Here is a 20,850-nt window from a genome sequence, read left to right as displayed (position 1 = left end):
GATCGCTATATCGGCGCGGTCCGTTTTATCACCAAGCGCGATTCAGTTCTCGTCTATGTGATCTACAGGCCTGCGCCTATGCCTGAATCTGAGCGCGGTCGCCGGGTGCACTGCTACATAGACGCTATCCGTTGGTCCGCTTCATTCGTGCCTCATGCGATATTGCAAGCGCGGCGGGCAAGAATATCCAGTCATCGTACGAGCTGGATCTTCCGGTTCTGCACTTGCTCGCTGATCCACCCCCAGGCCCTCTCCGCCATTGTCCAGAACCGGAATGTTTGGGGAGGAAGAGGGGAGGAGCACATACTTCTTCCGGCTTTGGCACTTCAGCCTTTGCGTTTCATACATGGGCCGACCGGTCGTCGCTCGCCACATTCTTTCAATTGACCCATGACGGTGAAACTCGATCTACTGTCCATATATACAGTAGTGTCAGTTTGCCTTCATGCCTTACGCGCGAACACCAAGTCGATCCAGTTACGCCGAGCTGCATTGCCTGTCGAACTTCAGTTTCCAGCGGGGCGCCTCCAGCGCCCGTGAGCTTTTCGAAAGAGCCAAACTGCACGGCTATGCAGCGCTAGCCATTACCGATGAATGCACCCTGGCAGGTATCGTCCGCGCCTGGCAAGCCTCAAGGGCGGTAGACCTGCCCATGATCATTGGCAGTGAAATCGTGGTGGAGGGCGGCCCCAAGATCGTTCTGTTGGTGGAGAACCTGGTTGGGTACCAGGCGCTTTGCCGGCTCATCACACTGGCGCGGCGGCGGTCCGAGAAAGGCCGCTATAGGCTTGTACCGGATGACCTCGCTATGCCGCTGGAAGGGCTGCTAGCCCTGTGGGTGCCCACGGCCAAGACAAACCTTGCGGAAGGTCGGTGGCTTCTCGACCGGTTTCCTAATCGAGTATGGGTCGCCGCCGAGCTTCATCGCGGGCCGGATGATGTTGGACGCCTGGTGCAGCTTCAGGAGGCGGCGCGTGAGCTTGGTGTCGCGCTGGTGGCTGCCGGTGACGTGCATATGCATGCGCGGGGGCGTCGCGCGCTTCAGGACACCATCACAGCCATCCGCCATCATGTGCCGGTGGCAGAAGCGGGCCATTATCTGTATCCCAATGGTGAGCGCCACCTTCGACCGATCTCCGCGCTCGTCGACCTGTATCCGCCCGAACTGCTCGCCGAGTCGCTGCGCATTGCACAGCGATGCACGTTCGAACTTGGTGAGTTGCGCTATCAATATCCACACGAAGTGGTGCCGGCAAACACGACTCCCACCGCCTGGTTGCGGCAGTTGACGGAGCAGGGCGCGCGTTGGCGCTGGCCTGAAGGTGTGCCAAAGAAGGCGCGTGCCCAGATCGAGAACGAGCTGGCTCTGATCGCTGAACTTGGCTATGAGAGCTACTTCCTGACGGTACGGGACATCGTTCATTTCGCCCGCGGTAGGGACATTCTTTGCCAAGGGAGAGGATCGGCGGCAAATTCGGCCGTGTGCTTCGCCCTCGGCATTACCGAGCTGGACCCGTCCAGGATGAGCATGCTGTTTGAGCGTTTCATATCGCGAGAACGCAACGAGCCACCCGATATCGATGTCGACTTCGAACATGAGCGTCGCGAGGAGGTGATTCAATACATCTACCGGCGCTATGGTCGCGCGCGCGCCGCACTGACGGCTGTAGCCAGCACTTACCATTTCGCCGGTGCGGTCCGCGATGTGGCCAAGGCGCTCGGCATGCCACCTGATCAGGTGAAGATGCTGGCTGATTGCGGGGGGCGCTGGACCGATCGCCTGCCACCGGCCGAACGGCTAATCGAGGCGGGGTTCGATCCAGACAGCCCTGTGCTTAAGCGAGTGTTGGTGCTCACCAATGAGCTGGTCGGTTTTCCGCGTCATCTCTCGCAGCACCCAGGTGGCTTCGTCATCTCCGAACAACCTCTGGATACACTGGTACCGGTGGAAAACGCCGCCATGCCCGATCGAACGATCATCCAGTGGGACAAGGATGATCTGGATGAGGTGGGACTGCTGAAGGTCGATGTGCTTGCGCTGGGCATGCTGACCGCCATTCGCCGCACGCTGGATCTGTTACGCAGCCATGGTCGGCGGGATCTCACACTGGCGACAATTCCAGCCGAGGACGCGGCGACCTTCCGCATGATCAGCCGGGCCGACACCATAGGCGTATTCCAGATTGAATCGCGGGCCCAGATGGCGATGCTCCCGCGGCTCAAGCCCAAGACCTTTTACGATCTCGTCATTGAGGTTGCGATCGTCAGACCCGGGCCCATCGTCGGTGACATGGTTCACCCCTATCTGAGGCGTCGCAACGGCGAGGAGCCCGTGGTCTACCCATCCGAGGACCTGAAGGAAGTGTTCGAGCGGACCCTGGGCGTGCCGCTGTTTCAGGAGCAGGTGATGAGGCTGGCCATCGTTGCTGCGGGATACAGCGCTGGGGAGGCCGATCAACTGCGGCGTTCAATGGCGGCCTGGAAGCGCCACGGGGGGCTTGAACCACATCAGAAGCGCCTGATGGAGGGTATGCTTGCGCGCGGCTATCCAGTCGAGTTTGCCGAGAAGATTTTCGAACAGATCAAGGGATTTGGCAGCTATGGCTTTCCCGAATCGCACGCGGCCAGCTTTGCGCTGCTGACCTACGCCAGTTGCTGGCTCAAATGCCATGAGCCGGCGGCCTACGCCTGTGCCTTAATCAACAGCTGGCCCATGGGTTTCTACAGTCCGGACCAGATCCTCCAAGACGCCCGTCGTCACAGAATTTCAACCCGAGCGGTCGACGTGCTCCATTCGGATTGGGACTGTACCCTTGAGCCGGATCGGGACGGGCAACCTGCTATTCGTCTTGGTCTTCGGATGATCCGTGGGTTTCGTGAGGACGACGCCAGAAGGATCGAGGCTGCCAGAAACAGCGTCGCTTTCCGGAATATCAATGACCTTTGTCTACGCGCCCAACTCGATAATCGTGCCCGTGCGCAGCTGGCCGACGCCGGCGCGCTGGAAGGCTTGGCCGGGCATCGACATCAGGCCAGATGGGGAGTCGGTGGCATCGAACCGCAGCTGCCCCTGTTCGCGGGGATCGAAAGCCACCAGGAGGCCAACGTTGCCCTTCCTGCCCCCTCGGTGGCCGAGAATTTGTACACCGACTACGCCACCCTAGGCACTACGCTAGGCCCACACCCGCTGTCACTGTTACGTGAAACACTTCGGTCGATGCGTTGCAAGAGCTCTCGAGATTTGGTCGAGATCGAGCATGGCCGTCATATCGCAGTCGCGGGGCTCGTAACGGGCCGGCAGCGACCTTCAACGGCAAGCGGTGTGATCTTCGTGACGCTGGAGGACGAGCACGGAATGATGAACGTGGTGGTCTGGGCCGATGTTGGCGAGCGCCAGCGCCGCGAGCTACTCGATTCGCAGCTCATGCAGGTTAACGGCCGGCTGGAATACCAGAGCGGAGTACGCCACATCATTGCCGGAAGGATGCGCAATCTGACCCACCTGCTGACGGGGCTGAACGTGCGCAGCAGGGATTTTCAGTGATAACCGGAATACGAATCGCACTTACTACGCAGGTGCAACCAGGTTAACCATCTTTGAATACCGACCCGTCGAACTCATGCCTTAGTTCGGGTACCAGCTTGGCTACGTTTTGGCTCGTCGCAATCTGGGAAAGCAGTATCCCTGCAATGATGAGCTGAGTCCGCCCCGTTTCTCGCTCATACACTCGAAGCCTGACACTCGACTGTTCGCAGCGGAAATGGCATGCAAAGGGGGCGAACACCCGCTCCAGCTCGGTGCGTGCGCTCAACGATTGGCGCCTCGTAATCATGGATAAACCTCCGGGTTTTCCAAGCGCCGCGCGGTAGCAACACAGGCAGGTCGGTAAAGCTCGGCCGGGCCAGGATGTGACTCGTTCGCGTATCACGCATCCCGCATATGGCTGAACTCGCCAATGCATTCAGACCTGAATTCCGCCCAAGTATAGGAAGGCATCGATGCCTTCTACCGCGGCTTGCAGTCGCTTGCGCAATAAAGGCAGTTCGAGAACCGTGTTCGCGAAGGGCCGATCGGCCAATGACAAGATCATTGCAAGCGCGACGTCGGAGTGTTTGATCAACGCAATTAGATGCTCACCTCTGGGACCGCTGGAACCCGCCATCCAGTTCTTCACCGTCCGCTCATTGGCGTTGGTCCAGCGCATCAGCGTTTTTGTGGCCTGATGAGTTGACCCGAGCTCGCCACGAAGCGCTAACGCCAGATTCTGTGCGTACCGCTCGTGACTAAGAAAATGATTGCCCGTTTTCGTAAACATTTTTCCGGCCTCCTTCTTCTATCGTTTTAACGGTGTGAACGGCTCGAGCCGACTGGAGTAATCCCGCCTGATCGAGACGATGACTTTGTGGGGAGCGAGTTGTCGATGATAGGAAATGCTGGCGAAGCTGCGTATACATCAACCCGCCCACTACTGGCGGCGGCTTATGTCCGAATGTCGACCGAGCATCAGCAGTATTCGACCGAGAATCAGCTGGACACCATTCGGCTATACGCGGCAGCTCACTCGTTAGAGATAGCCAAGATTTACACCGACGCAGGCAAAAGCGGCCTCGTGCTTGAGGGGCGGGACGCACTTAAGCAATTGTTTTGTGACGTGGAAAGCGGGCATTCAGGCTTTGCGACCATCCTGGTCTATGACGTTAGTCGCTGGGGCCGGTTTCAAGACCCGGATATAAGTGCAAGTTACGAGGTCCGCTGTCGCCAAATGGGTGTCTCAGTGCAGTACTGTGCCGAGCAGTTTTGCAACGACGGTTCTCCCGTTTCTAACATCATAAAAAGCGTCAAACGAATGATGGCCGGCGAGTACAGCCGGGAGCTTTCGGTAAAGGTGTTCGCCGGACAGTCTCGGTTGATCGAGTTGGGCTACCGGCAGGGCGGGACTGCAGGGTATGGCCTGCGGCGACAACTGATCGACGGTGCGGGATTGCCCAAATACGAGCTGTCCCCCGGCGAGCACAAAAGTATCCAGACTGACCGAGTGGTACTAGTGCCCGGACCAAAACAGGAGGTTGAGGTAGTCCAACAGATATACCGACTATTTGTGGACGAGGGCAGAAGCGAACGGGAAATTGCTAATTGGTTAAATAGCCGGTCCATCCTGACCGATCTCTCCCGCCCCTGGTCTCGCGGTGCGGTCCACCAAGTGCTTATCAACGAGAAATACATCGGCAACAACGTTTGGAATCGTACCTCTTTCAAGCTCAAGCAGACGCGGACGCGAAACAGACCCGAGCATTGGGTCAGGGCTGACGGGGCCTATCGTCCAATAATTAGTGAGCTCCTTTTTAGAGCCGCCAGAGAAATAATTGCCGCGCGCTCATACCGTATGCCAGACGAGGAAATGCTTCGGCTATTGCGCAGCATCAGGGAGCGCAGTGGATGCCTATCAGGATTGGTCATCGACGAAGCTGAAGGGTGTCCATCAAGCAGCGCCTACCAGTATCGGTTCGGCAGTCTGCTGCGCTGTTATTCGTTAATCGGTTACACGCCTAGTCGCGACTATCGTTACCTGGAAGCCAATAGGAGGCTTCGCCAACGGCATCCGGGTCTATTGCAGCAGACGATTGACCAGATCAGAGCGGTTGGCGGGCGGGTCGATGTCGAGCGTGAATCCGGCATGCTATCGATCAACCAGGAAATAAAGCTTTCGATAGTTCTATGTAGATGCCAGTTAACGCCCGCTGGCTCCAGACGGTGGAAGATCCGCTTCGATTCGGGGCTGAACCCCGACCTAACGGTTGCCGTGCGCATGAGTGAGGGCGAAGAGAGCGCTCTGGACTATTACGTTCTCCCCACCGTGGACATGACTACTTCGCAACTGCGTGTATCGGAGAACAATCAGGCCGACGTGGAAATCTACCGCTTCGATACTTTGGAGATCCTTTCCCAATTATCGCGTCGCTGTCCGTATAGGACGGCAGCATGACGACTTCCGCACCGACGGGGAAGGCGGCGCTCCATATCTCCGATGCCTCGACGATCAGGCTCATTCCGCTTGATCGAATCAGAGTGCTCAATCCCCGGGTTCGCAACAAGCAGGTCTTTGCCAGGCTGGTAGAAAACATCGCGATGATCGGGCTCAAACGGCCTATCACCGTGACCTGTACCAAGGACGGAGGTGAACAACAGTTCGAAGTCGTCTGCGGCCAAGGACGTTTCGAGGCGTTCCAAGCTTTGGGCGAGTCGAGCATTCCTTGCATCGTGGTTTCTGCAAGCGAGGCGGACCGCTTCTTGATCAGCCTGGTGGAAAATCTTGCCCGCAGAAAACACTCCAATCGTGATCTGCTCATGTCCATTCAGATTCTCTCGGAGAGAGGGTATTCAGCCAAAGAGATCGCGGGCAAGACAAGCCTCGACCCAACGTACATCAACTGCATTCTTCTTCTGCTCCGCCAGGGTGAGGAACGCTTGATTTCGGCTGTTGAGAAAGGTTGGCTACCTATCAAGATCGCCACTGAGATAGCCCGTTCCGATGATGCGGAAATTCAACAAGCAATGATCGAGGCCTATGAGACGGGTGTTCTAAAAGGGGAACAGTTGATTAAGGTGCGCCGACTCGTCGATAGGCGCCATGCACTTGGCAAACGGTACGGACAACACGTGCACGTCGAACGACCGACCACACCACAGAAGCTTCTCAACACCTACCAGGCCGAAGTTCGACGTCAGAAGGTGATGATTAAGAAGGCCGATATCAACGAGCAGCGCCTGCTGATCATCGTAACAGCAGTTAAAAAGCTGCTGGCAGACGACTACTTCGCCGCGTTACTGCGTAACCAGGATATTCAGGACATGCCGCGACCTTTAGCGGATCGTATTAACGGCGAGGTGAAATGATGGGACTGGTGAAGCAGGCGTTTGAACAGCAAGTCGTCGCGATTCCTTTGGATCGAATCCTCCCGACACGGCAGGTGGACAAGAGCGTTCAAGGCAGCAAGAAATTCGCGACCATCCTTAGCTCGATCCGTGAGCTCGGCGTCGTTGAGCCGTTAGCCGTACATCCTCAACCTGTGAGCGGTCAAGGTATCGCTTCCTACATTTTGCTCGATGGACATCTTCGTTTGGAGGCGCTCAAAGAGCTGGGGGGCACGGACGCCCTGTGCTTGATATCTACTGACGACGAAGGATTCACGTACAACCGCCAAATAAACAGGTTAACACCTATACAGGAACACAAAATGGTTCTAGCCGCCCTCAAGAAGGGGATCGAGCCGGAACGGATTGCGCGCGTGCTCGGTGTGAACGTCGATCGAATCCATCACCGCCGGAGCCTGCTGGAGGGTATCGCGCCCGAGGTCGCCGATATGCTCAAGGTTAAGATGGTTGCCCAAGGCGTCTTTCGAGTTTTACGGAAAATGAAACCGATGCGTCAGATAGAAACGGCGGAGATGATGATTTCGGCTAACTGCTTCACGCTGAGCTACGCGCAAATGGTTTTTGCCGCAACACGTCCTGAGATGCTGGTCGACAAGAAAAAGCCGTTTACCGAGACCAATGCGCTTGACATCGCGCGCATGGAGCGCGAAATGGAAAACCTGCAACATGATTATAAGCAGGTCGAAGACACCCTGGGCGAGACCATGCTGGTACTAGTCGTTGCAAAGGGATACCTGCTCAGAATCCTGAGAAACGACGCAATCGCCGGTTATTTACGGCAATATCATGCCGACCTGCTGGAAGAGATGGTTTCGATCATGGAAGCGATCTCATCAGACGCACGCCATCTTGAGCGTGAATAAACTGAGTTTGTCTTTGCCGCGTAACGCGGTTGCATTGGCAATGCGAAGCTCATCGTATCGTATTGAAGTATGGGCTAGGGAACGTCGCAAACTTCTCAGGGGGTTCGACTGAGAACTCACGCTCTAACGTTCATCTTTGTGGATGGGTTGCCGAGTGGAAAAGACCACCACCGTCGTGCTTCGCGCACATCCGAAGGACCCATGAGCTGGTTTCGGGCTGTATAGCTGCATCGCCCAAGGACGCCCCATTGAAGGGGCGCCCGGTGCGGTCAGTCGATTTTGCTGCGGCTCCATATGAGCGTGTGGGTACCATCCTCGCCTTCGATGAGGTTGGCGTAGACCGTGGCAGGCAAAGCCGGATCATCGATGCTTACCGACAGGTAAGGTCGGTCCGCCTGGCTGAGCTTCTCCCAGGCAGCGCCGATCTCGTATCCGCCGGAAGCCAGGATGCGATAGTCGGGAGCGTTCTCGCTGCTCTTGGTGTTTGGAACGAAGCTCACCTTGGCCTGGAACGCGAGGGTGCGTAGGGTGCCGGTGAAGCCGTCTTTGGAGGTGGTAAAGGTGCCGATGATGGCCATGATGTGCTCCTTTCGGATTCAAGGTCGCGCCCATCGCGTCCTTGTTGTGAACCGGTCGACGGGTGAGAGCCGAACGCACTGCGATGCAGCCGAAGCGTAGAGGAGGACCGTGAGCCCCGAACATTTTGTCGCGCGAGGAAGCCGCTCGCCGGCGGGGAAAATGTTTGGGGCGAACGGTTGCGGGCCTAGGCCCGATCCCGTCAGGATTCACGACGTGTCAAGGACGCATGGGTGACCGCCCGAACAGGGGCATTGGCCGGCTCGAGCCATCAGCCACAGTTAAGGGATTCACGCAGCCATAGCCCTTGTCCCGCTGACGATATTTCCGGCTGTCAATCGCTGGATCTGACGTTGGCGCTCGGTATAGCGTCGTGCGTTTACGTGAGAGGCTCAACCAAGCACAGCCAGTTCAGGCGTGGACCGGATTTCAGTAACTGGCGCCTCGTCGCTTAGCCGACCAGCGCATTGAACAATAGCTTCCACCGGATCATGCCGGGCGACGGCGATTTCTTGCAGCCGCCGCTCGATCTGGGCACCGCTCTGGCGGCGCTCGGTATCGTCGAGCACGCGGCACGTGACTTCAAGATGCCGTGAGATAAGAGGGTCAATTCGCGTTGCTAATGCCCATTTCCCTTGTCAGGCATCAGATGACGTCGACGACATGCCGCACGGCGACCATGTTCCGGTTGATCTCCTCGGCCACGGCAGTTCGCTCCTCGACCGCGGTGGCGATCTGGGTACTCAGATCGTTGATGTGACGACGGAACTCGCCATTTTCTCAGACGGGATCTGCTTGCGGGTGTCATTCTCATCGATCACATCTTCGCAAGTATGGACACATTGACGTTGCGGTCGACCTGGCCGTCATCGTTCTTGGTATCGGTACATCTGCTCAGCTCGACGTCACCTGCGGAGGGAATCGAGGTAATCGGCTCGTTGACCTATCAGTTAGGTCGTTAGGGTCCAGTGGAGCCCTTGTGTTGCAGCCCTGTCGATCCGCGGTGGGACTTTTGCGGGGATCAGTTGAACATCGTCGAACAGAGTAGGGCGCTGATTGCAGTAGGGCGCCGATAAAATTGCATTTAAATCAATAAGATACTTTTCAAGTAACCCGCATGGGGTGCAAGGGGTCGAGTGTTCGAATCACTCCGTCCCGACCAAAAAACTTCACGATTTAGGCCAGTTCAGAGATGAGCTGGCCTTTTTCGTTTTAGACGGTTTTTACGGGACTTTAATCCGGCCTCTTTCCTCGTTATCGCCAGCGTCGATCTTGCTGTTGAGGCGTGAAGCCCTAGCGTGGCCTGCGCTCGATGGCCGGTCAGAGCCCTGTATCCGATGATAGGGACGGCTCAGACCGATCCTGCTTACGGAACGCCTGGGGGGATAGCCCCATGAGGCGCTTGAAGAACCGGGAAAAGTAGGCCGCCTCCGAGAATCCGAGTCCTTCGGCGATCTGTTTGGCACTGAGTGCGGTGTAGAGCAGCTGTCGTTTTGCTTCGAGCAGCAAACGTTGATGGATTACCTGCTGTGCGGTACAACCAGCGAACCGACGTGTCAGGTTGTTCAGGTGTGCAGGCGTGATGCCGATGCGGTGCGCATACTGCTCAATAGAGAGCTGCTCGCGAAAGTGTGCCTCGACCAACGCAGAAAATGCCTGCAGATGGTCCAGTCCGGGCAATGGGCGCTCCCGCTGCCGATCATGTGCCTGTCGCCGCAACCAGGTTACGACAAGGCCGATCAGCGAGTGAAGCTGCAGTTCCCGTGCTGGGGCTGGGCAAAGGTATTCGCGATTGATGGCTTCGAAGAGCCCATCGAGATATTGCAGATCATCGCCGATGGGGTGGAGGGCGGCCGTAGCGAGAATGGGTTGGGGTGCGGCGAGCTGTTCCTCGAGCACCCTGGCCAACGGAGCTGCCAATGTGATGACATAGCCCTCTATTTGGTCGGAAAATTGGAAACCGTGGATGCACAGCGGCGGCACTACTTGAATTGCCGGATGTTCCAGCCGGGTTTGCGCTCCTTCAATCTCGATCACGGCCCAGCCGCTGCGAACGTACAGCAATTGCACCAGATCGCCATGCCGATGGGGCTTGATTTCCCAATCGTGCAGGCGACTGCGCTCTGGGATCGATTCGCAATGCAGTAGATCCGGTGCGGTCCACTCAAGACGGTCACCGTAGAGCTTGAACACCGGAACGCTCGCCGGACGGGCTTCCATGACGTGGCCTCTGCGCAAAGCGTTGACGCTAGCACCGCCAGCAGGCACTGCCCAGCCTGCCGGGTCACTCGATCGGCTCATAGGGCAGGCCTACGTAGTTTTCCGCGATGCTGGTCAGCCCGGCGACGGTACTGGTGTAGTACTCCAGCTCGCTCTGCTGGATGCGCTGACTAAAACCGTCGGTATCCGGGAAGCGATGCAGCAACGAGGTCATCCACCAGGAGAAGCGTTCGGCTTTCCATACGCGCCGCAGGCAGATAGGTGAATAGCGGCTGACGAGGTCGTGTCGACCTTCTTGGAATACTTTGCAGAGGATCCGGTACAGCGTGCTGACATCGCTTGCCGCGAGGTTCAATCCTTTCGCGCCGGTGGGTGGAACAATATGCGCGGCATCGCCGACGAGGAACAGCCGGCCGTATTGCATGGGTTCGGTCACGAAACTGCGCAGCGGGGCGATACTCTTTTCCAGCGAGGGGCCGGTCACCAACTGGGCGGCGATATCTTCAGGTAGACGGCACTTGAGCTCTTTCCAGAAACGCTCATCCGACCAGTCCTTCACATGTTCATCCAGACCTATTTGCAGGTAATAGCGTGAACGGGTGGTGGAGCGCATGCTGCACAAGGCGAAGCCGCGCTCATGGTTGGCGTAGATCAGCTCTTCATGCACCGGAGGCGTATCGCTGAGCAGCCCTAGCCAGCCGAACGGATAGACCCGCTCGAAGATTTCCAAGGCATAGCTGGGGATGGTCTTGCGCGAGACGCCGTGAAACCCGTCGCATCCGGCGACGTAGTCGCAGTCCAGACGCAGCTGTTCGCCGTTGTGCGTGAAGGTGACATAGGGCGCATCGGATTTCAGATCGTGTAGCTGCACGTCGCTCGCTTCGTAGAACGCCGGGGCACCGCTGTCGCGACGGGCGACCATCAGGTCTCGGGTCACTTCGGTCTGGCCGTAGACCATGACCGTATCTCCACCCGTAAGAGTTTTCAGATCGATCCGTTCGCGTCGTCCAGCGAAGGCCAACTCGACACCTTCGTGGACAATTCCTTCGCGGTCCATGCGTTCGGCAACACCGGCCTCGTGCATCAGATCGACCAAGCCCTGCTCAAGCACTCCTGCACGGATGCGACCCAGCACATAGGTCGCGCTCTGGCGCTCGATGATCACATTAGAAATGCCTGCCTTATGTAAGAGCTGGCCGAGTAATAGGCCGGACGGGCCTGCGCCGATGATGGCAACATTGGTTCTCATGAATGGCCTCTCGTTATTGTTCGCGCGTGTTGCGCCTATTGATTCGAGATGACGGACATTCTTGCTGCACCGACGGGCCCAAGTTAATGGCCATACCCGGCTTTAACTTGGACTTTTATAAACTGCGTTCGGTAATCGGACAGGCTCGTTACGGCCCTTGAGCCGACTACGGCCGATGTCGAGCTGATATGACTGCACTCAACCAAAGGGGGCTTCATCCTTCAGGTCGCTGCCGCCGTGTGTTGCAGTCAAGTGATTTGCATAAGCGACTCGGTAACGGTCCTATAAAAAAGCCCGTCACGAGGACGGGCGAAAGTTTCCGCAACAGGAGCGAGGAGCGTTGCGTCCAGCGTGGTGGATGCCGCTTACAAGATGGAGATCGGGTAGTTGAAGATCAGGCGGTTCTCGTCCAGGTCACGGGTGTTGGCCTGGGAGCGGAAGCTCGAGTTGCGCCACTTGATGTTGAGGTTCTTCGCCGGGCCGTTCTGGACGGTGTAGGCCAGTTCGGTTTCGCGGCCCCATTCCTTGGCATCGTCGTCGGCGGCGGTCTTGATATTGTCGCCGCTGATGTAGCGGTTCATCAGGGTCAGACCCGGCACACCCATGGCGGCGAAGTTATAGTCGTGACGCACCTGCCAGGAGCGTTCGCCGGCGTTGTCGTAGGAATTGTTGAAGCTATCGTTGGCCAGCGAGCCGCCGCTGGTGCCGTTGACGCGCATCCAGCCGGTATCGCCGCTGACTTTCTGCAGGCCGACGTAGAACGTGTTGCCACCAGTTTTCAGACCGAACAGACCGGAGTAGGTCTTGTTGTCCAGCTCGCCTGCCAGCGCGCTGCCGTCCTCGTCCCCCTGGAAGTAGCCCAGGTTGGCGGTCAGGGCCAGGTCGGAGCCCAACGGCTGAGTGTGCAGCAGCTGAACGTACTGCTGTTCGTAGACGTCCTTCAGCTCGGCAGTCCACAACCCTACGGTGGTGCGCTTTTCATTGAAGGCGTATTCGCCACCCAGGTAGTTGAAGCGGTCGGAGACGCCACCGCCGTAGCTCATGTCTTCCATGCTGGCGTCGTCGCGCGGGCTGTTCTGACGGAACTGACCGCCGCTGAGGGTCAGGCCATCGATTTCGCGCGAGGTGACCATGCCGCCCTCGAAGGTCTGCGGCAGCGAACGGCCGTCGTCGGCGCGCAGGATCGGCAGTACCGGCATCATTTCGCCGATTTTCAGCTCGGTATTGGAAAACTTGGCTTTCGCCGCGACGCCCAGACGACCGAAATCATCGGCCGGACGACCATCGCTATGACGCGGCAGCAAGCCGGTGCCGTAGGTACCGCCACCGCCATCGAGTTTGACCGCCAGACCGGCGAGCACGTCAACGCCAAAGCCGGCCGGGCCCGGGGTATAGCCGGACTGGATGTTGAGTATGAAGCTCTGGGTCCATTCCTCGGCTTTGCTGCGGTCGGTGATCGAATCGTCGCGGAATTCGCGGCCGATGTAGAAGTTGCGCGCATTGACGGTGATCTTGGTGTCGTCGACGAAGCCTTCGGCGCTGGCGGCCAGCGGGGCGAGGGCGGCAATGGATGCCGCGAGCAACGTCGGGACCAGGATGCGGTCTGCTCGGGTGTTGTGGTTCAGGTGCTTCATTGTTGTTATCCCTTTTTCAAGGTTGAGGGCTCCCCGCCGCAGTCGCGGATGCTTCAAAGCGAGGGGGAGTGATACGCCGCCGCTGGCGGCAATCCGGTTAGTCGGGTGGCGTCATGACAGCCACCGCACAAGGCAGAGTGTGATGGAGGGGAACAGCACCAGGACCACCACACGCAGGACATCGGAGATCAGGAAGGGCACCACGCCGCGGAAGGCATCGCGCAGGCTCACGTCGCGGGCCATGCTGCTGATGACGTAGACATTCATTCCCACCGGCGGCGTTATCATGCCGATCTCCACCACCATCAGCGCCAGTACGCCGAACCAGATGGCCTTCTCGGTCTGGTCCAGCCCATAGAAATCGAGGCCCATGATCAGCGGGAAAAAAATCGGGATGGTTAACAGGATCATCGACATGGTGTCCATCACGCAGCCGAGGATCAGGTACAGAATGAGGATCCCGGCGAGCACCACGAACGGCCCGACGCCGCTGTTGGTGATGGCCTCGGCTAGCGCTACCGGGAGCTGCGAAATAGCGAGAAAGGAATTCATGATGTCGGCGCCGAGCAGGATCATGAAGATCATTGCGGTGGTTACCGCTGTGCCGTAGAGCACTTCCTTGAAGCCCGCCCAGCGCATCCCGCCGAGCACGACGGCGAAGATACCGGTGCCGACGGTGCCGATCGCTGCGGCCTCGGTGGGGGTGAACCAGCCGCCATAGATGCCACCCAGTACCAGCACAAAGATCAAGAATACCGGCCATACGCCTTTCTGCGCGGCCAGGCGTTGGCGCCAGTTCATGCGGGGCTGTGCCGGACCGGCGTCTGGATTCATCCTCACGTAAATGGCGATCGCGACCATATAGCCGATCGCCGCCAGCACACCGGGAATGAACGCCGCCATGAACAGCGACGAGATGTTTTCCTGGGCGAGGATGGCGTAGATCACTAAGACGACCGACGGCGGGATGAGGATTCCCAGGGTGCCGCCGGCGGCCAGGCAGCCCACCGACAGCGAGCCGGAGTAGTTGTACTTCTTGAGTTCGGGCAGGGCGACCTGGCCCATGGTCGCGGCGGTGGCAATGGAGGAACCACAGACTGCGCCGAAGGCCGCGCAGGAGCCGACTGCCGACATCGCCAAGCCGCCGCGCCAGTGGCCGATCATCGCCGCAGCGGCGCGGAACAGCCCTGTCGCCAAGCCGCCGCGTGAGGCGAACTGGCCCATCAACAGGAAGAGAGGAATGACCGAAAGGTCATAAACGGTGAATCGCGCATAGGCGACCGTTTTCAGGTAGCTCAGCAATGGTGGCCAGCCGCTGATGGCAACGTAGCCGCCGACACCGGTCAGCAGCATGGCGATGGCAATCGGGATGCGTGCCACCAACAACACCAGAAGGATAGCGAGAAACAGTCCACCGATTTCAACACTGCTCATATGGACTGGCCCTTACCGCGAAAATCCTGCCACGCGGTGTACAGCGCCACCAGCGCCAGCAGGGCGAAACCAGGGGCGAAGGCGGTCATCGACCACCAGATCGGCAAGCCCATGATGATCGATTCCTCGCCGGTGCCGTAGGCATCGACGGTGCCGACTACCGAGCGCCAGGCCAGCACCGCCGCGGTCAGCGCCATCAACAAGCCGCCCAGGGCGTCAAGACCGTTGCGCACCTGTGCCGAAGCATGCAGGGTGAATACGTCGACAATGACATTGCCGCGTCGCAGCTGGCACAGCGGCAGAAAGAAGACGATAGCGATGCCGCAGCTCATCTGCACAAGCTCGACGTCGCCGAGCAGCGGCTCGTCGAAAAGCGCGCGCATGGCGATGCTGTAGGTCGCCATCAATGTCATCGCTACTAGCACCAGGCCGCCTACGATGGCTAGCAAGCGCGACAGCACGTCGAGCAGGCGGCCAAGGGGATCCGCAGGCGCCGGGGCAACCTGGGCAATGGGTTCGCTCATGTAACTCTCCAGGGCAGCACCGTCGGTACTGCCTGTATCGATCAGTGGGATAGCTGGGCGTTGTATTGCTCGATCAGTTGGCGAGCTTCTTCCAGCAGCGCTTTGCCGTTCTCGTAGCCTTTGCTTTCAACTTCATTGATCCAGTCTTCACTGACCTTGCTGGTAACCTGAACCCACTTGGCCTGCTCCTCCGGGGGCAGTATGTAGATTTCGTTATTGCGCGACTGAGCCAGCTTGTGGCCCGTTTCCACCACCTGGTTGTCCCAGATGCGTCCAGCTTCGCGGGAGAGTTCGCGACCGCTGTTGGCATCGATAATCTGCTTCAGATCAGCGGGCAGATTGTTGTAGGTGTCCTGGTTCATCCCGACGATCAGCGCGGTGTGCATCAGCGCCGGGGTGCCAGCAGCGGTTTCGGTGTGGTACCTGACCAGTTCGTGCAGTTTGAGCGCAGGGACTACGTCCCATGGCAGCACCGCACCGTCCACAACGCCTTTGGACAGGGCTTCGGGAACCTGCGGGACGGGCATCGCCACAGGCGTAGCGCCGAGCAGCCCGATGGTCTTGGCGGCGGTGCGGTTGGCTGCGCGCAGCTTCTGGCCGCGGAAATCCTTCAAAGTATGAATAGGCTTTTTCGTCGTATGCACGAGGGCACCATCAGTCAGATGCGTGGCCAACAGGTGCATGTCGGCAAATTCGTCCTGTCCATGTCTTTGAATGAAGTCCCACATGGCCTGGCTACTGGCTTCCGAGGAACTGCTCATGAAGGGCAGTTCGAACGCCGCGGTGAGCGGAAAGCGGCCGCTGCTGTAGCCAGGCAAGGTCCAGACGATGTCGGCTACGCCATCGCGAACCTGATCGACCAGCTGCGGTGGTGTGCCGCCGAGCTGCATAGAAGGATAGAACTGGAACTGAATGCGTCCGTTGGACTGCTGGGTGATGCGTTCCGCCCAAGGTTTGAGAAATTGCGCCTGGGTCACCGAATGCGCGGGCAGGAAGTGGGCCAGTTTCAGGGTGACTACTGGTTCATCGGCATGGGCCGCGCCGTTCAGCATGAGGGACCCGAGCGCAAACATGGACAGCAGCGTTTTGGGGAGCTTGAGCATCACGTCATCCTTTTTTATTCATTGTTATGTTCGAACGGCGTGTCTGGAAGGGAGCAAGGCTCGCCTTGGCGGACAGCGGCTCGTATCGCCGATGAATCGTGCAAGCTCCGGTCTGCGCAATCAATCGGGCATGCTGCTTACTGTGCGATTATCGAACGGCATCCTTGCCGTTCGGCTTAACGGCCAGCTTCTAATAGAAGGCGTCAGCCTTGTGCGAGCGATGGGACGCTGTGTTTGCCGGCCCATTGCCGGGCTGCATAACTGTGGCTACTACTATCAGCGCATGGAAATTCCGTGGAGCGGCTAGGCTCATTGGGGCAGATCGACATCGATGAGAGTGACTGCAACGTCTGCCAGTTAACTGCCCGCGAGGGGCCGCCCACTCCTAGCGATGGGTTTGTTGTCCTTCGGATCAAAAGGAGGATCTGTCATCGACACTGGAAGACAGATCGATCGGAGCCTCGAGGTATATAGGTGTGGACGGGATGCGGATGGATTCTCTGAGGAAAGCCGCGGCGCAGGCACTTGCATCTGGCGATCCACTTGGCGCTCTCAAAAGGGTCGCGTTGTGCGACGATCCGGCAGCGCTTGCGCTTCGGGGTATCGCAATGGCACAACTCGGGGATTTCGTGCGAGCGAAGGCCCTATTGCGTGACGCCGCCTTCGGCTTCGAAGAGGCGGTGCCCCGCGCCCGGTGCGTTGTCGCCGAAGCCGAGATCGCGCTTGCTTCACGCGATCTGGGCTGGCCGTCGCAAAGGCTCGACGACGCGAGAGCGACACTCGAAGCGCATGGAGATTGGCCGAACGCCGCGCACGCGCGTTTGATCGAGCTTCGGCGGTTGGTTCTGATCGGCCGCATGGACGACGCTGAATGCGCTCTGGCCGCACTGGATTCGGCAGTACTTGGACCCGCGTCCAAGGCGATCCATGAGCTGGTCGTTGCAGCCATAGCGCTCCGGCGTCTTCAGGTCGATAGCGCGCGCAGGGCGCTGGCACGAGCCGAGGATGCGGCGAGCCGAGCATGCATTCCCGCTCTGAGTGCGGAGCTGCAACGCGCCTCCGCTGCATTGAGCAAGCCGGTCGCACGGCTGACTACGCAGCGCGACGACCGACTGGTGCAGCTGGACGAAGTGCAACAGGTACTGACGTCAGGCATGGTCGTTGTGGACGCATGCCGTCATATCGTGTGTAAAGGCAATGCGAGCATTTCTTTGATCAAACGCCCTGTGCTGTTCGAGCTGATCCGCGTGCTGGGAGAAGCCTGGCCGGCAGACGTATCGCGACGCACCTTGATTGAACGAGCATTCCGGGCCCGGGCCGTCGATGAGTCGCACAGGGCTCGGTTGCGTGTGGAGATCGGGCGTCTTCGAGCATTGCTGTTGGGGCTGGTTGGCGTGACTGCAACGAAGCGGGGATTCGTGCTCGCGCCGCTTGCGACGGACGAGGTCGCTGTGCTGACACGCCCCGCCGAAGAGAAACACACGGCCGTGCTCGCCTGCTTGGCTGACGGTGAGTCCTGGTCGAGTTCCGCGCTTGCCCTTGCGCTCGGAACCAGCCAGCGCAGCGTGCAACGAGCATTGGACTCGTTGGCGACGGTCGGTAGCGTGCAATCATTCGGTAGCGGTAGGTCGCGGCGCTGGATGACGTCGCACACGCCTGGTTTCGCGCCGATCTTGTTACTCCCCGTTTCCGTGATGATGTGACTAGGATCTTCCCACCTGTTAAGGAGGAATGGACACATGAACCGATCAGCAGCACACATCGCACGAGAATACGGACCCTTCGATGGCATCGAGAGCGTGCATGGCGTCAGCTATGATGGCCAGCACGTCTGGTTTGCAAGCGGAGACAAACTGCATGCGCTCGATCCATCAACCGGCGAAACCCTGCGTTCGATCGATGTCTGCTCGGATGCCGGAACGGCATTCGACGGCCAGTACCTGTACCAGATATCGGGCGACCTCATTCATAAAGTCGATCCCACGGACGGCACAGTGCGTGCCACCATTACGGCACCTGGAGATGCATCGGGCCTGACATGGGCAGAAGGGACGCTCTGGGTTGGCCAGTATCGCGGGCGAAAGATCTATCAACTCGATCCTCAAACAGGCGCCATTCTTCGAACCATCGAGTCCAACCGTTTCGTCACAGGCGTCACCTGGGCCGACGGGGAACTCTGGCACGGAGTTTGGGAGGAAGGCCAGAGCGAGCTGAGGCGCATCGACCCGGCCACAGGCGACGTGCTGGACGCCGTCGAAATGCCTGAGGGTGTCGGCGTATCCGGGCTCGAATACGATGGCACGGGCCGCTTCTTCTGCGGCGGTGGCCCAAGCGGCAAATTAAGAGCCGTTGACCGCCCGACCTGACGTCTCGCTGGTTGCAATGGCCTATGCGTTGGCCCATGCCTTGCCTGGATGAGCGTTATCGACAAAGCGCAGGTTACAGCCGGAAAGCCAGACGGCCTTCCGGCGTCCTGCCACTGCTGCAGGACACTCGTAATCGAGTTGGTTTCGGCGCGCTCCTGATGGCGTTCTCGGTGGAGGCGAATAGGGCATCGGGTGCTGGTTCAGGATGTCCTCGTGTGTCCGTGTGTTTCAGCTTGCGCCTACCGCAAGGCCGCGCTGATGTCATACGGAAGGCGGTTGCGGCTGATTACGCGCTTCGCTGTTCCGACTGAAGGTTCAGCACCAATCGCGGCTTCACCGTTCGAAATTTGCAGAGGCTCATCGAGAGCCTCACTGCGAGGTGAAGCATGCAAGTCGAATCCATGATGTTTACTGAAGTACAGGCGGCGAACGATCCTGACGCGCAGGCGCCCCTGCCCGGGGATCCGGACGGCGCTAGCATCAATGATGCCCCGATGTCCGACCCCGAGGAGCCGGAGCTCACCGATGAAGACATCGACATGTTTGAAGATGACCCAACTATCCCGACCGAATAGGCAGTTGATGCCGTTCACTCAATGCTGATGGCACAAGCTCACTGGCTCGGGCATCACACGGGATGTGGACGGAAATAAAAAACCGCAGCCGCCCAAGGGGCTGGCTGCGGTTCTTTTTCTCAGGCCGCGCTGGACCTGATGCCTTTCACGTCATTAGCGGTTGAACGCCGCACCGGTACCGACCACGGTGGCCGACGGCAACAGCTGGCTGATGAAACGGTTCCAGCGAGTGATTCCGGCCGGCCCTACGAACACCACATCCTGCGGCTGGAGCGGGAAGCTTTTGGCCAGGGCGAAGGCGGTGGGGGAGGCCGCGTTCAGTTGGAATACCTTGGCTTTCTCGGTGGCGATGTTCTCTGCGCCACGGATGACATAGACCGCTTCGCCGTCAGCCGTATCCTGTCGAATGCCGCCTGCAGTACCGATGGCATCCATCAGATTGAAGCTCGAGGCCTTGAAGCTGAGCGCCTGTGGCTGGGTGACTTCACCGAGCACATAGATCTTCTTCTGGTCGTTGTAGGGCAGGTGAAGCTGGTCACCGTCTTTCAGGTAGACCTGGTTCAGCCAGGAATCTGGACGGTTGAGGTCGTCGAGGTTAAGCATGTACTCGCGACCGTCACGCTTGAGGATCAGGCTGGACAGGTCAGCGGTCTCGGTGTCTACACCGGCCTGGCCGATGGCCTGGACCAGCGTAATCGGGGCGGTGGTGACTGGTACTTCGCCAGCCGTATTGAACGCGCCGGACAGGACTACGCGCTGGCTACCGTAACGCAGCAATGCAACGTCCACCTGTGGGCTGTCAATGTAATTGGCGAGGCGGCGTGCGATGTCGGTTCGCAGTTCTTCAATAGTACGGCCCGCAGCGTTGACGGTGCCGATGTAGGGGTAGAACAGGGTGCCATCAGGGCGAACCAGGCGCCCGTTGGCATCGAGTTGCTGCTGCGGACCGGACGGTGCTGTCAGCTCCGGATGATCCCATACGGTTATATAGAGAAGATCGTTGGCGCCGATACGGTACGCCTCCGGTTTGTAGTCGATCAGTTCCTGCTTGCTGGAGGTGCCCCTGTCCGAGGACAGCTCGCCCTTGAGCATATCGGGAGTGATGCGAATCAGCTGTACAGTACCGTCTTCTGATACCGCACCGTCCTTGAATTCATCCGGATCAAGGTGTTGGCCAGGCGAAAACACGCATCCCTGGAGCACCAGCACGGAAGAGAAAGCGAGAGCAAATAATGGTTTCATGGTTCTTCATCCTTGACGGAATAGTTGTTTTACGAAGTGAAACAGCAGATTCACTTGGAACTGAAGGAACGAGCGAAATTGATTCGTCTATCAACAATCGGTTTTTCGAAAGTGCAAAAACGATTCAATA

The 20,850-nt window shown here is 58.7% G+C and carries 18 protein-coding genes; 8 read left to right on the top strand and 10 right to left on the bottom strand.

Annotated features, from left to right (window positions below):
- Positions 1-445: 445 nt before the first annotated feature.
- On the top strand, positions 446-3,544 hold the full coding sequence (locus ACL0K2_RS03865) for an error-prone DNA polymerase (RefSeq protein WP_413043808.1): 3,099 nt from the start codon (positions 446-448) through the stop codon (positions 3,542-3,544).
- A gap of 43 nt (positions 3,545-3,587) precedes the next feature.
- Here the strand turns inward: ACL0K2_RS03865 and ACL0K2_RS03860 are convergent, their stop codons facing one another.
- Both ACL0K2_RS03860 and ACL0K2_RS03855 read right to left on the bottom strand, forming a co-directional pair.
- Entirely contained in the window at positions 3,588-3,833 is a 246-nt protein-coding gene (locus tag ACL0K2_RS03860; protein WP_413043807.1) for a DUF1652 domain-containing protein, read from the bottom strand.
- Positions 3,834-3,962: 129 nt separating this feature from the next.
- Entirely contained in the window at positions 3,963-4,316 is a 354-nt protein-coding gene (locus tag ACL0K2_RS03855; protein ID WP_413043806.1) for a hypothetical protein, read from the bottom strand.
- Positions 4,317-4,421: 105 nt separating this feature from the next.
- Between ACL0K2_RS03855 and ACL0K2_RS03850 the strand changes: the two genes are divergently transcribed.
- From ACL0K2_RS03850 to ACL0K2_RS03840, 3 genes are read left to right on the top strand one after another with little or no spacing between them, the layout of a single operon-like run.
- Positions 4,422-5,984 (top strand): recombinase family protein, encoded by a 1,563-nt coding sequence (locus tag ACL0K2_RS03850; RefSeq protein ID WP_413043805.1) that lies wholly within the window; start codon positions 4,422-4,424, stop codon positions 5,982-5,984.
- Positions 5,981-6,895: a ParB/RepB/Spo0J family partition protein gene (locus ACL0K2_RS03845; RefSeq protein ID WP_413043804.1), complete on the top strand. Its 915-nt coding sequence runs from the start codon at positions 5,981-5,983 to the stop codon at positions 6,893-6,895. The genes ACL0K2_RS03850 and ACL0K2_RS03845 overlap by 4 nt, the downstream gene beginning before the upstream one ends.
- Positions 6,895-7,797, top strand: coding sequence for a plasmid partitioning protein RepB C-terminal domain-containing protein (locus ACL0K2_RS03840; RefSeq protein WP_413044432.1), 903 nt, complete (start codon positions 6,895-6,897; stop codon positions 7,795-7,797). The genes ACL0K2_RS03845 and ACL0K2_RS03840 overlap by 1 nt, the downstream gene beginning before the upstream one ends.
- 269 nt (positions 7,798-8,066) lie before the next feature.
- Here the strand turns inward: ACL0K2_RS03840 and ACL0K2_RS03835 are convergent, their stop codons facing one another.
- Positions 8,067-8,375: a DUF736 domain-containing protein gene (locus tag ACL0K2_RS03835; protein ID WP_413043803.1), complete on the bottom strand. Its 309-nt coding sequence runs from the start codon at positions 8,373-8,375 to the stop codon at positions 8,067-8,069.
- A gap of 465 nt (positions 8,376-8,840) precedes the next feature.
- On the opposite strand from ACL0K2_RS03835, the gene ACL0K2_RS03830 reads away from it, so the two are divergent.
- On the top strand, positions 8,841-8,969 hold the full coding sequence (locus ACL0K2_RS03830) for a hypothetical protein (RefSeq protein WP_413043802.1): 129 nt from the start codon (positions 8,841-8,843) through the stop codon (positions 8,967-8,969).
- Between the two features lie 724 nt (positions 8,970-9,693).
- Here the strand turns inward: ACL0K2_RS03830 and ACL0K2_RS03825 are convergent.
- From ACL0K2_RS03825 to ACL0K2_RS03800, 6 genes are all read right to left on the bottom strand, one after another.
- Positions 9,694-10,593, bottom strand: coding sequence for a helix-turn-helix domain-containing protein (locus ACL0K2_RS03825; RefSeq protein WP_239610564.1), 900 nt, complete (start codon positions 10,591-10,593; stop codon positions 9,694-9,696).
- Between the two features lie 64 nt (positions 10,594-10,657).
- Positions 10,658-11,842: a 4-hydroxybenzoate 3-monooxygenase gene (pobA, locus tag ACL0K2_RS03820; protein WP_413043801.1), complete on the bottom strand. Its 1,185-nt coding sequence runs from the start codon at positions 11,840-11,842 to the stop codon at positions 10,658-10,660.
- Between the two features lie 365 nt (positions 11,843-12,207).
- Positions 12,208-13,476 carry an OprD family porin gene (locus ACL0K2_RS03815; RefSeq protein WP_413043800.1) on the bottom strand — a complete coding sequence of 423 codons (1,269 nt, stop codon included), beginning with the start codon at positions 13,474-13,476 and terminating at the stop codon, positions 12,208-12,210.
- 111 nt (positions 13,477-13,587) lie between these two features.
- Positions 13,588-14,910 carry a TRAP transporter large permease gene (locus ACL0K2_RS03810; RefSeq protein ID WP_045162670.1) on the bottom strand — a complete coding sequence of 441 codons (1,323 nt, stop codon included), beginning with the start codon at positions 14,908-14,910 and terminating at the stop codon, positions 13,588-13,590.
- The gene (locus ACL0K2_RS03805; RefSeq protein WP_045162669.1) at positions 14,907-15,434 is read right to left on the bottom strand and encodes a TRAP transporter small permease; all 528 of its coding nucleotides are present in this window, start codon (positions 15,432-15,434) and stop codon (positions 14,907-14,909) included. Before ACL0K2_RS03805 ends, ACL0K2_RS03810 begins: the two co-directional genes overlap by 4 nt.
- Before the next feature lie 41 nt (positions 15,435-15,475).
- Positions 15,476-16,537, bottom strand: a complete 1,062-nt coding sequence (locus tag ACL0K2_RS03800; protein WP_413043799.1) for a TRAP transporter substrate-binding protein — start codon at positions 16,535-16,537, stop codon at positions 15,476-15,478.
- A gap of 491 nt (positions 16,538-17,028) precedes the next feature.
- On the opposite strand from ACL0K2_RS03800, the gene ACL0K2_RS03795 reads away from it, so the two are divergent.
- The 3 genes from ACL0K2_RS03795 to ACL0K2_RS03785 all read left to right on the top strand — a co-directional run bounded on the left by ACL0K2_RS03795 (position 17,029) and on the right by ACL0K2_RS03785 (position 19,478).
- A complete protein-coding gene (locus ACL0K2_RS03795) occupies positions 17,029-18,240 on the top strand; it encodes a hypothetical protein (RefSeq protein ID WP_045162682.1) in 1,212 nt (403 codons plus the stop codon).
- A 36-nt stretch (positions 18,241-18,276) separates the two neighbouring features.
- Entirely contained in the window at positions 18,277-18,903 is a 627-nt protein-coding gene (locus ACL0K2_RS03790) for a DUF5074 domain-containing protein (protein ID WP_413043798.1), read from the top strand.
- Positions 18,904-19,289: 386 nt separating this feature from the next.
- Positions 19,290-19,478 (top strand): hypothetical protein, encoded by a 189-nt coding sequence (locus ACL0K2_RS03785; RefSeq protein ID WP_045162666.1) that lies wholly within the window; start codon positions 19,290-19,292, stop codon positions 19,476-19,478.
- Between the two features lie 153 nt (positions 19,479-19,631).
- Here the strand turns inward: ACL0K2_RS03785 and ACL0K2_RS03780 are convergent, their stop codons facing one another.
- On the bottom strand, positions 19,632-20,720 hold the full coding sequence (locus ACL0K2_RS03780; protein WP_045162665.1) for a polysaccharide biosynthesis/export family protein: 1,089 nt from the start codon (positions 20,718-20,720) through the stop codon (positions 19,632-19,634).
- Between the last annotated feature and the right edge of the window lie 130 nt (positions 20,721-20,850).

It is taken from the genome of Pseudomonas sp. YJ42, assembly GCF_047225135.1.
Taxonomy (GTDB): domain Bacteria; phylum Pseudomonadota; class Gammaproteobacteria; order Pseudomonadales; family Pseudomonadaceae; genus Stutzerimonas; species Stutzerimonas stutzeri_E.
This window is presented reverse-complemented; position numbering and strand designations above follow the sequence as displayed.

Coding starts and splice junctions, on each gene's coding strand:
- ACL0K2_RS03865 (WP_413043808.1), top strand. CDS start 446: ATGCCTTACGCGCGAACACCAAGTCGATCCAGTTACGCCGAGCTGCAT.
- ACL0K2_RS03860 (WP_413043807.1), bottom strand. CDS start 3,833: ATGATTACGAGGCGCCAATCGTTGAGCGCACGCACCGAGCTGGAGCGG.
- ACL0K2_RS03855 (WP_413043806.1), bottom strand. CDS start 4,316: ATGTTTACGAAAACGGGCAATCATTTTCTTAGTCACGAGCGGTACGCA.
- ACL0K2_RS03850 (WP_413043805.1), top strand. CDS start 4,422: ATGATAGGAAATGCTGGCGAAGCTGCGTATACATCAACCCGCCCACTA.
- ACL0K2_RS03845 (WP_413043804.1), top strand. CDS start 5,981: ATGACGACTTCCGCACCGACGGGGAAGGCGGCGCTCCATATCTCCGAT.
- ACL0K2_RS03840 (WP_413044432.1), top strand. CDS start 6,895: ATGGGACTGGTGAAGCAGGCGTTTGAACAGCAAGTCGTCGCGATTCCT.
- ACL0K2_RS03835 (WP_413043803.1), bottom strand. CDS start 8,375: ATGGCCATCATCGGCACCTTTACCACCTCCAAAGACGGCTTCACCGGC.
- ACL0K2_RS03825 (WP_239610564.1), bottom strand. CDS start 10,593: ATGGAAGCCCGTCCGGCGAGCGTTCCGGTGTTCAAGCTCTACGGTGAC.
- pobA (WP_413043801.1), bottom strand. CDS start 11,842: ATGAGAACCAATGTTGCCATCATCGGCGCAGGCCCGTCCGGCCTATTA.
- ACL0K2_RS03815 (WP_413043800.1), bottom strand. CDS start 13,476: ATGAAGCACCTGAACCACAACACCCGAGCAGACCGCATCCTGGTCCCG.
- ACL0K2_RS03810 (WP_045162670.1), bottom strand. CDS start 14,910: ATGAGCAGTGTTGAAATCGGTGGACTGTTTCTCGCTATCCTTCTGGTG.
- ACL0K2_RS03805 (WP_045162669.1), bottom strand. CDS start 15,434: ATGAGCGAACCCATTGCCCAGGTTGCCCCGGCGCCTGCGGATCCCCTT.
- ACL0K2_RS03800 (WP_413043799.1), bottom strand. CDS start 16,537: ATGCTCAAGCTCCCCAAAACGCTGCTGTCCATGTTTGCGCTCGGGTCC.
- ACL0K2_RS03795 (WP_045162682.1), top strand. CDS start 17,029: ATGGATTCTCTGAGGAAAGCCGCGGCGCAGGCACTTGCATCTGGCGAT.
- ACL0K2_RS03790 (WP_413043798.1), top strand. CDS start 18,277: ATGAACCGATCAGCAGCACACATCGCACGAGAATACGGACCCTTCGAT.
- ACL0K2_RS03785 (WP_045162666.1), top strand. CDS start 19,290: ATGCAAGTCGAATCCATGATGTTTACTGAAGTACAGGCGGCGAACGAT.
- ACL0K2_RS03780 (WP_045162665.1), bottom strand. CDS start 20,720: ATGAAACCATTATTTGCTCTCGCTTTCTCTTCCGTGCTGGTGCTCCAG.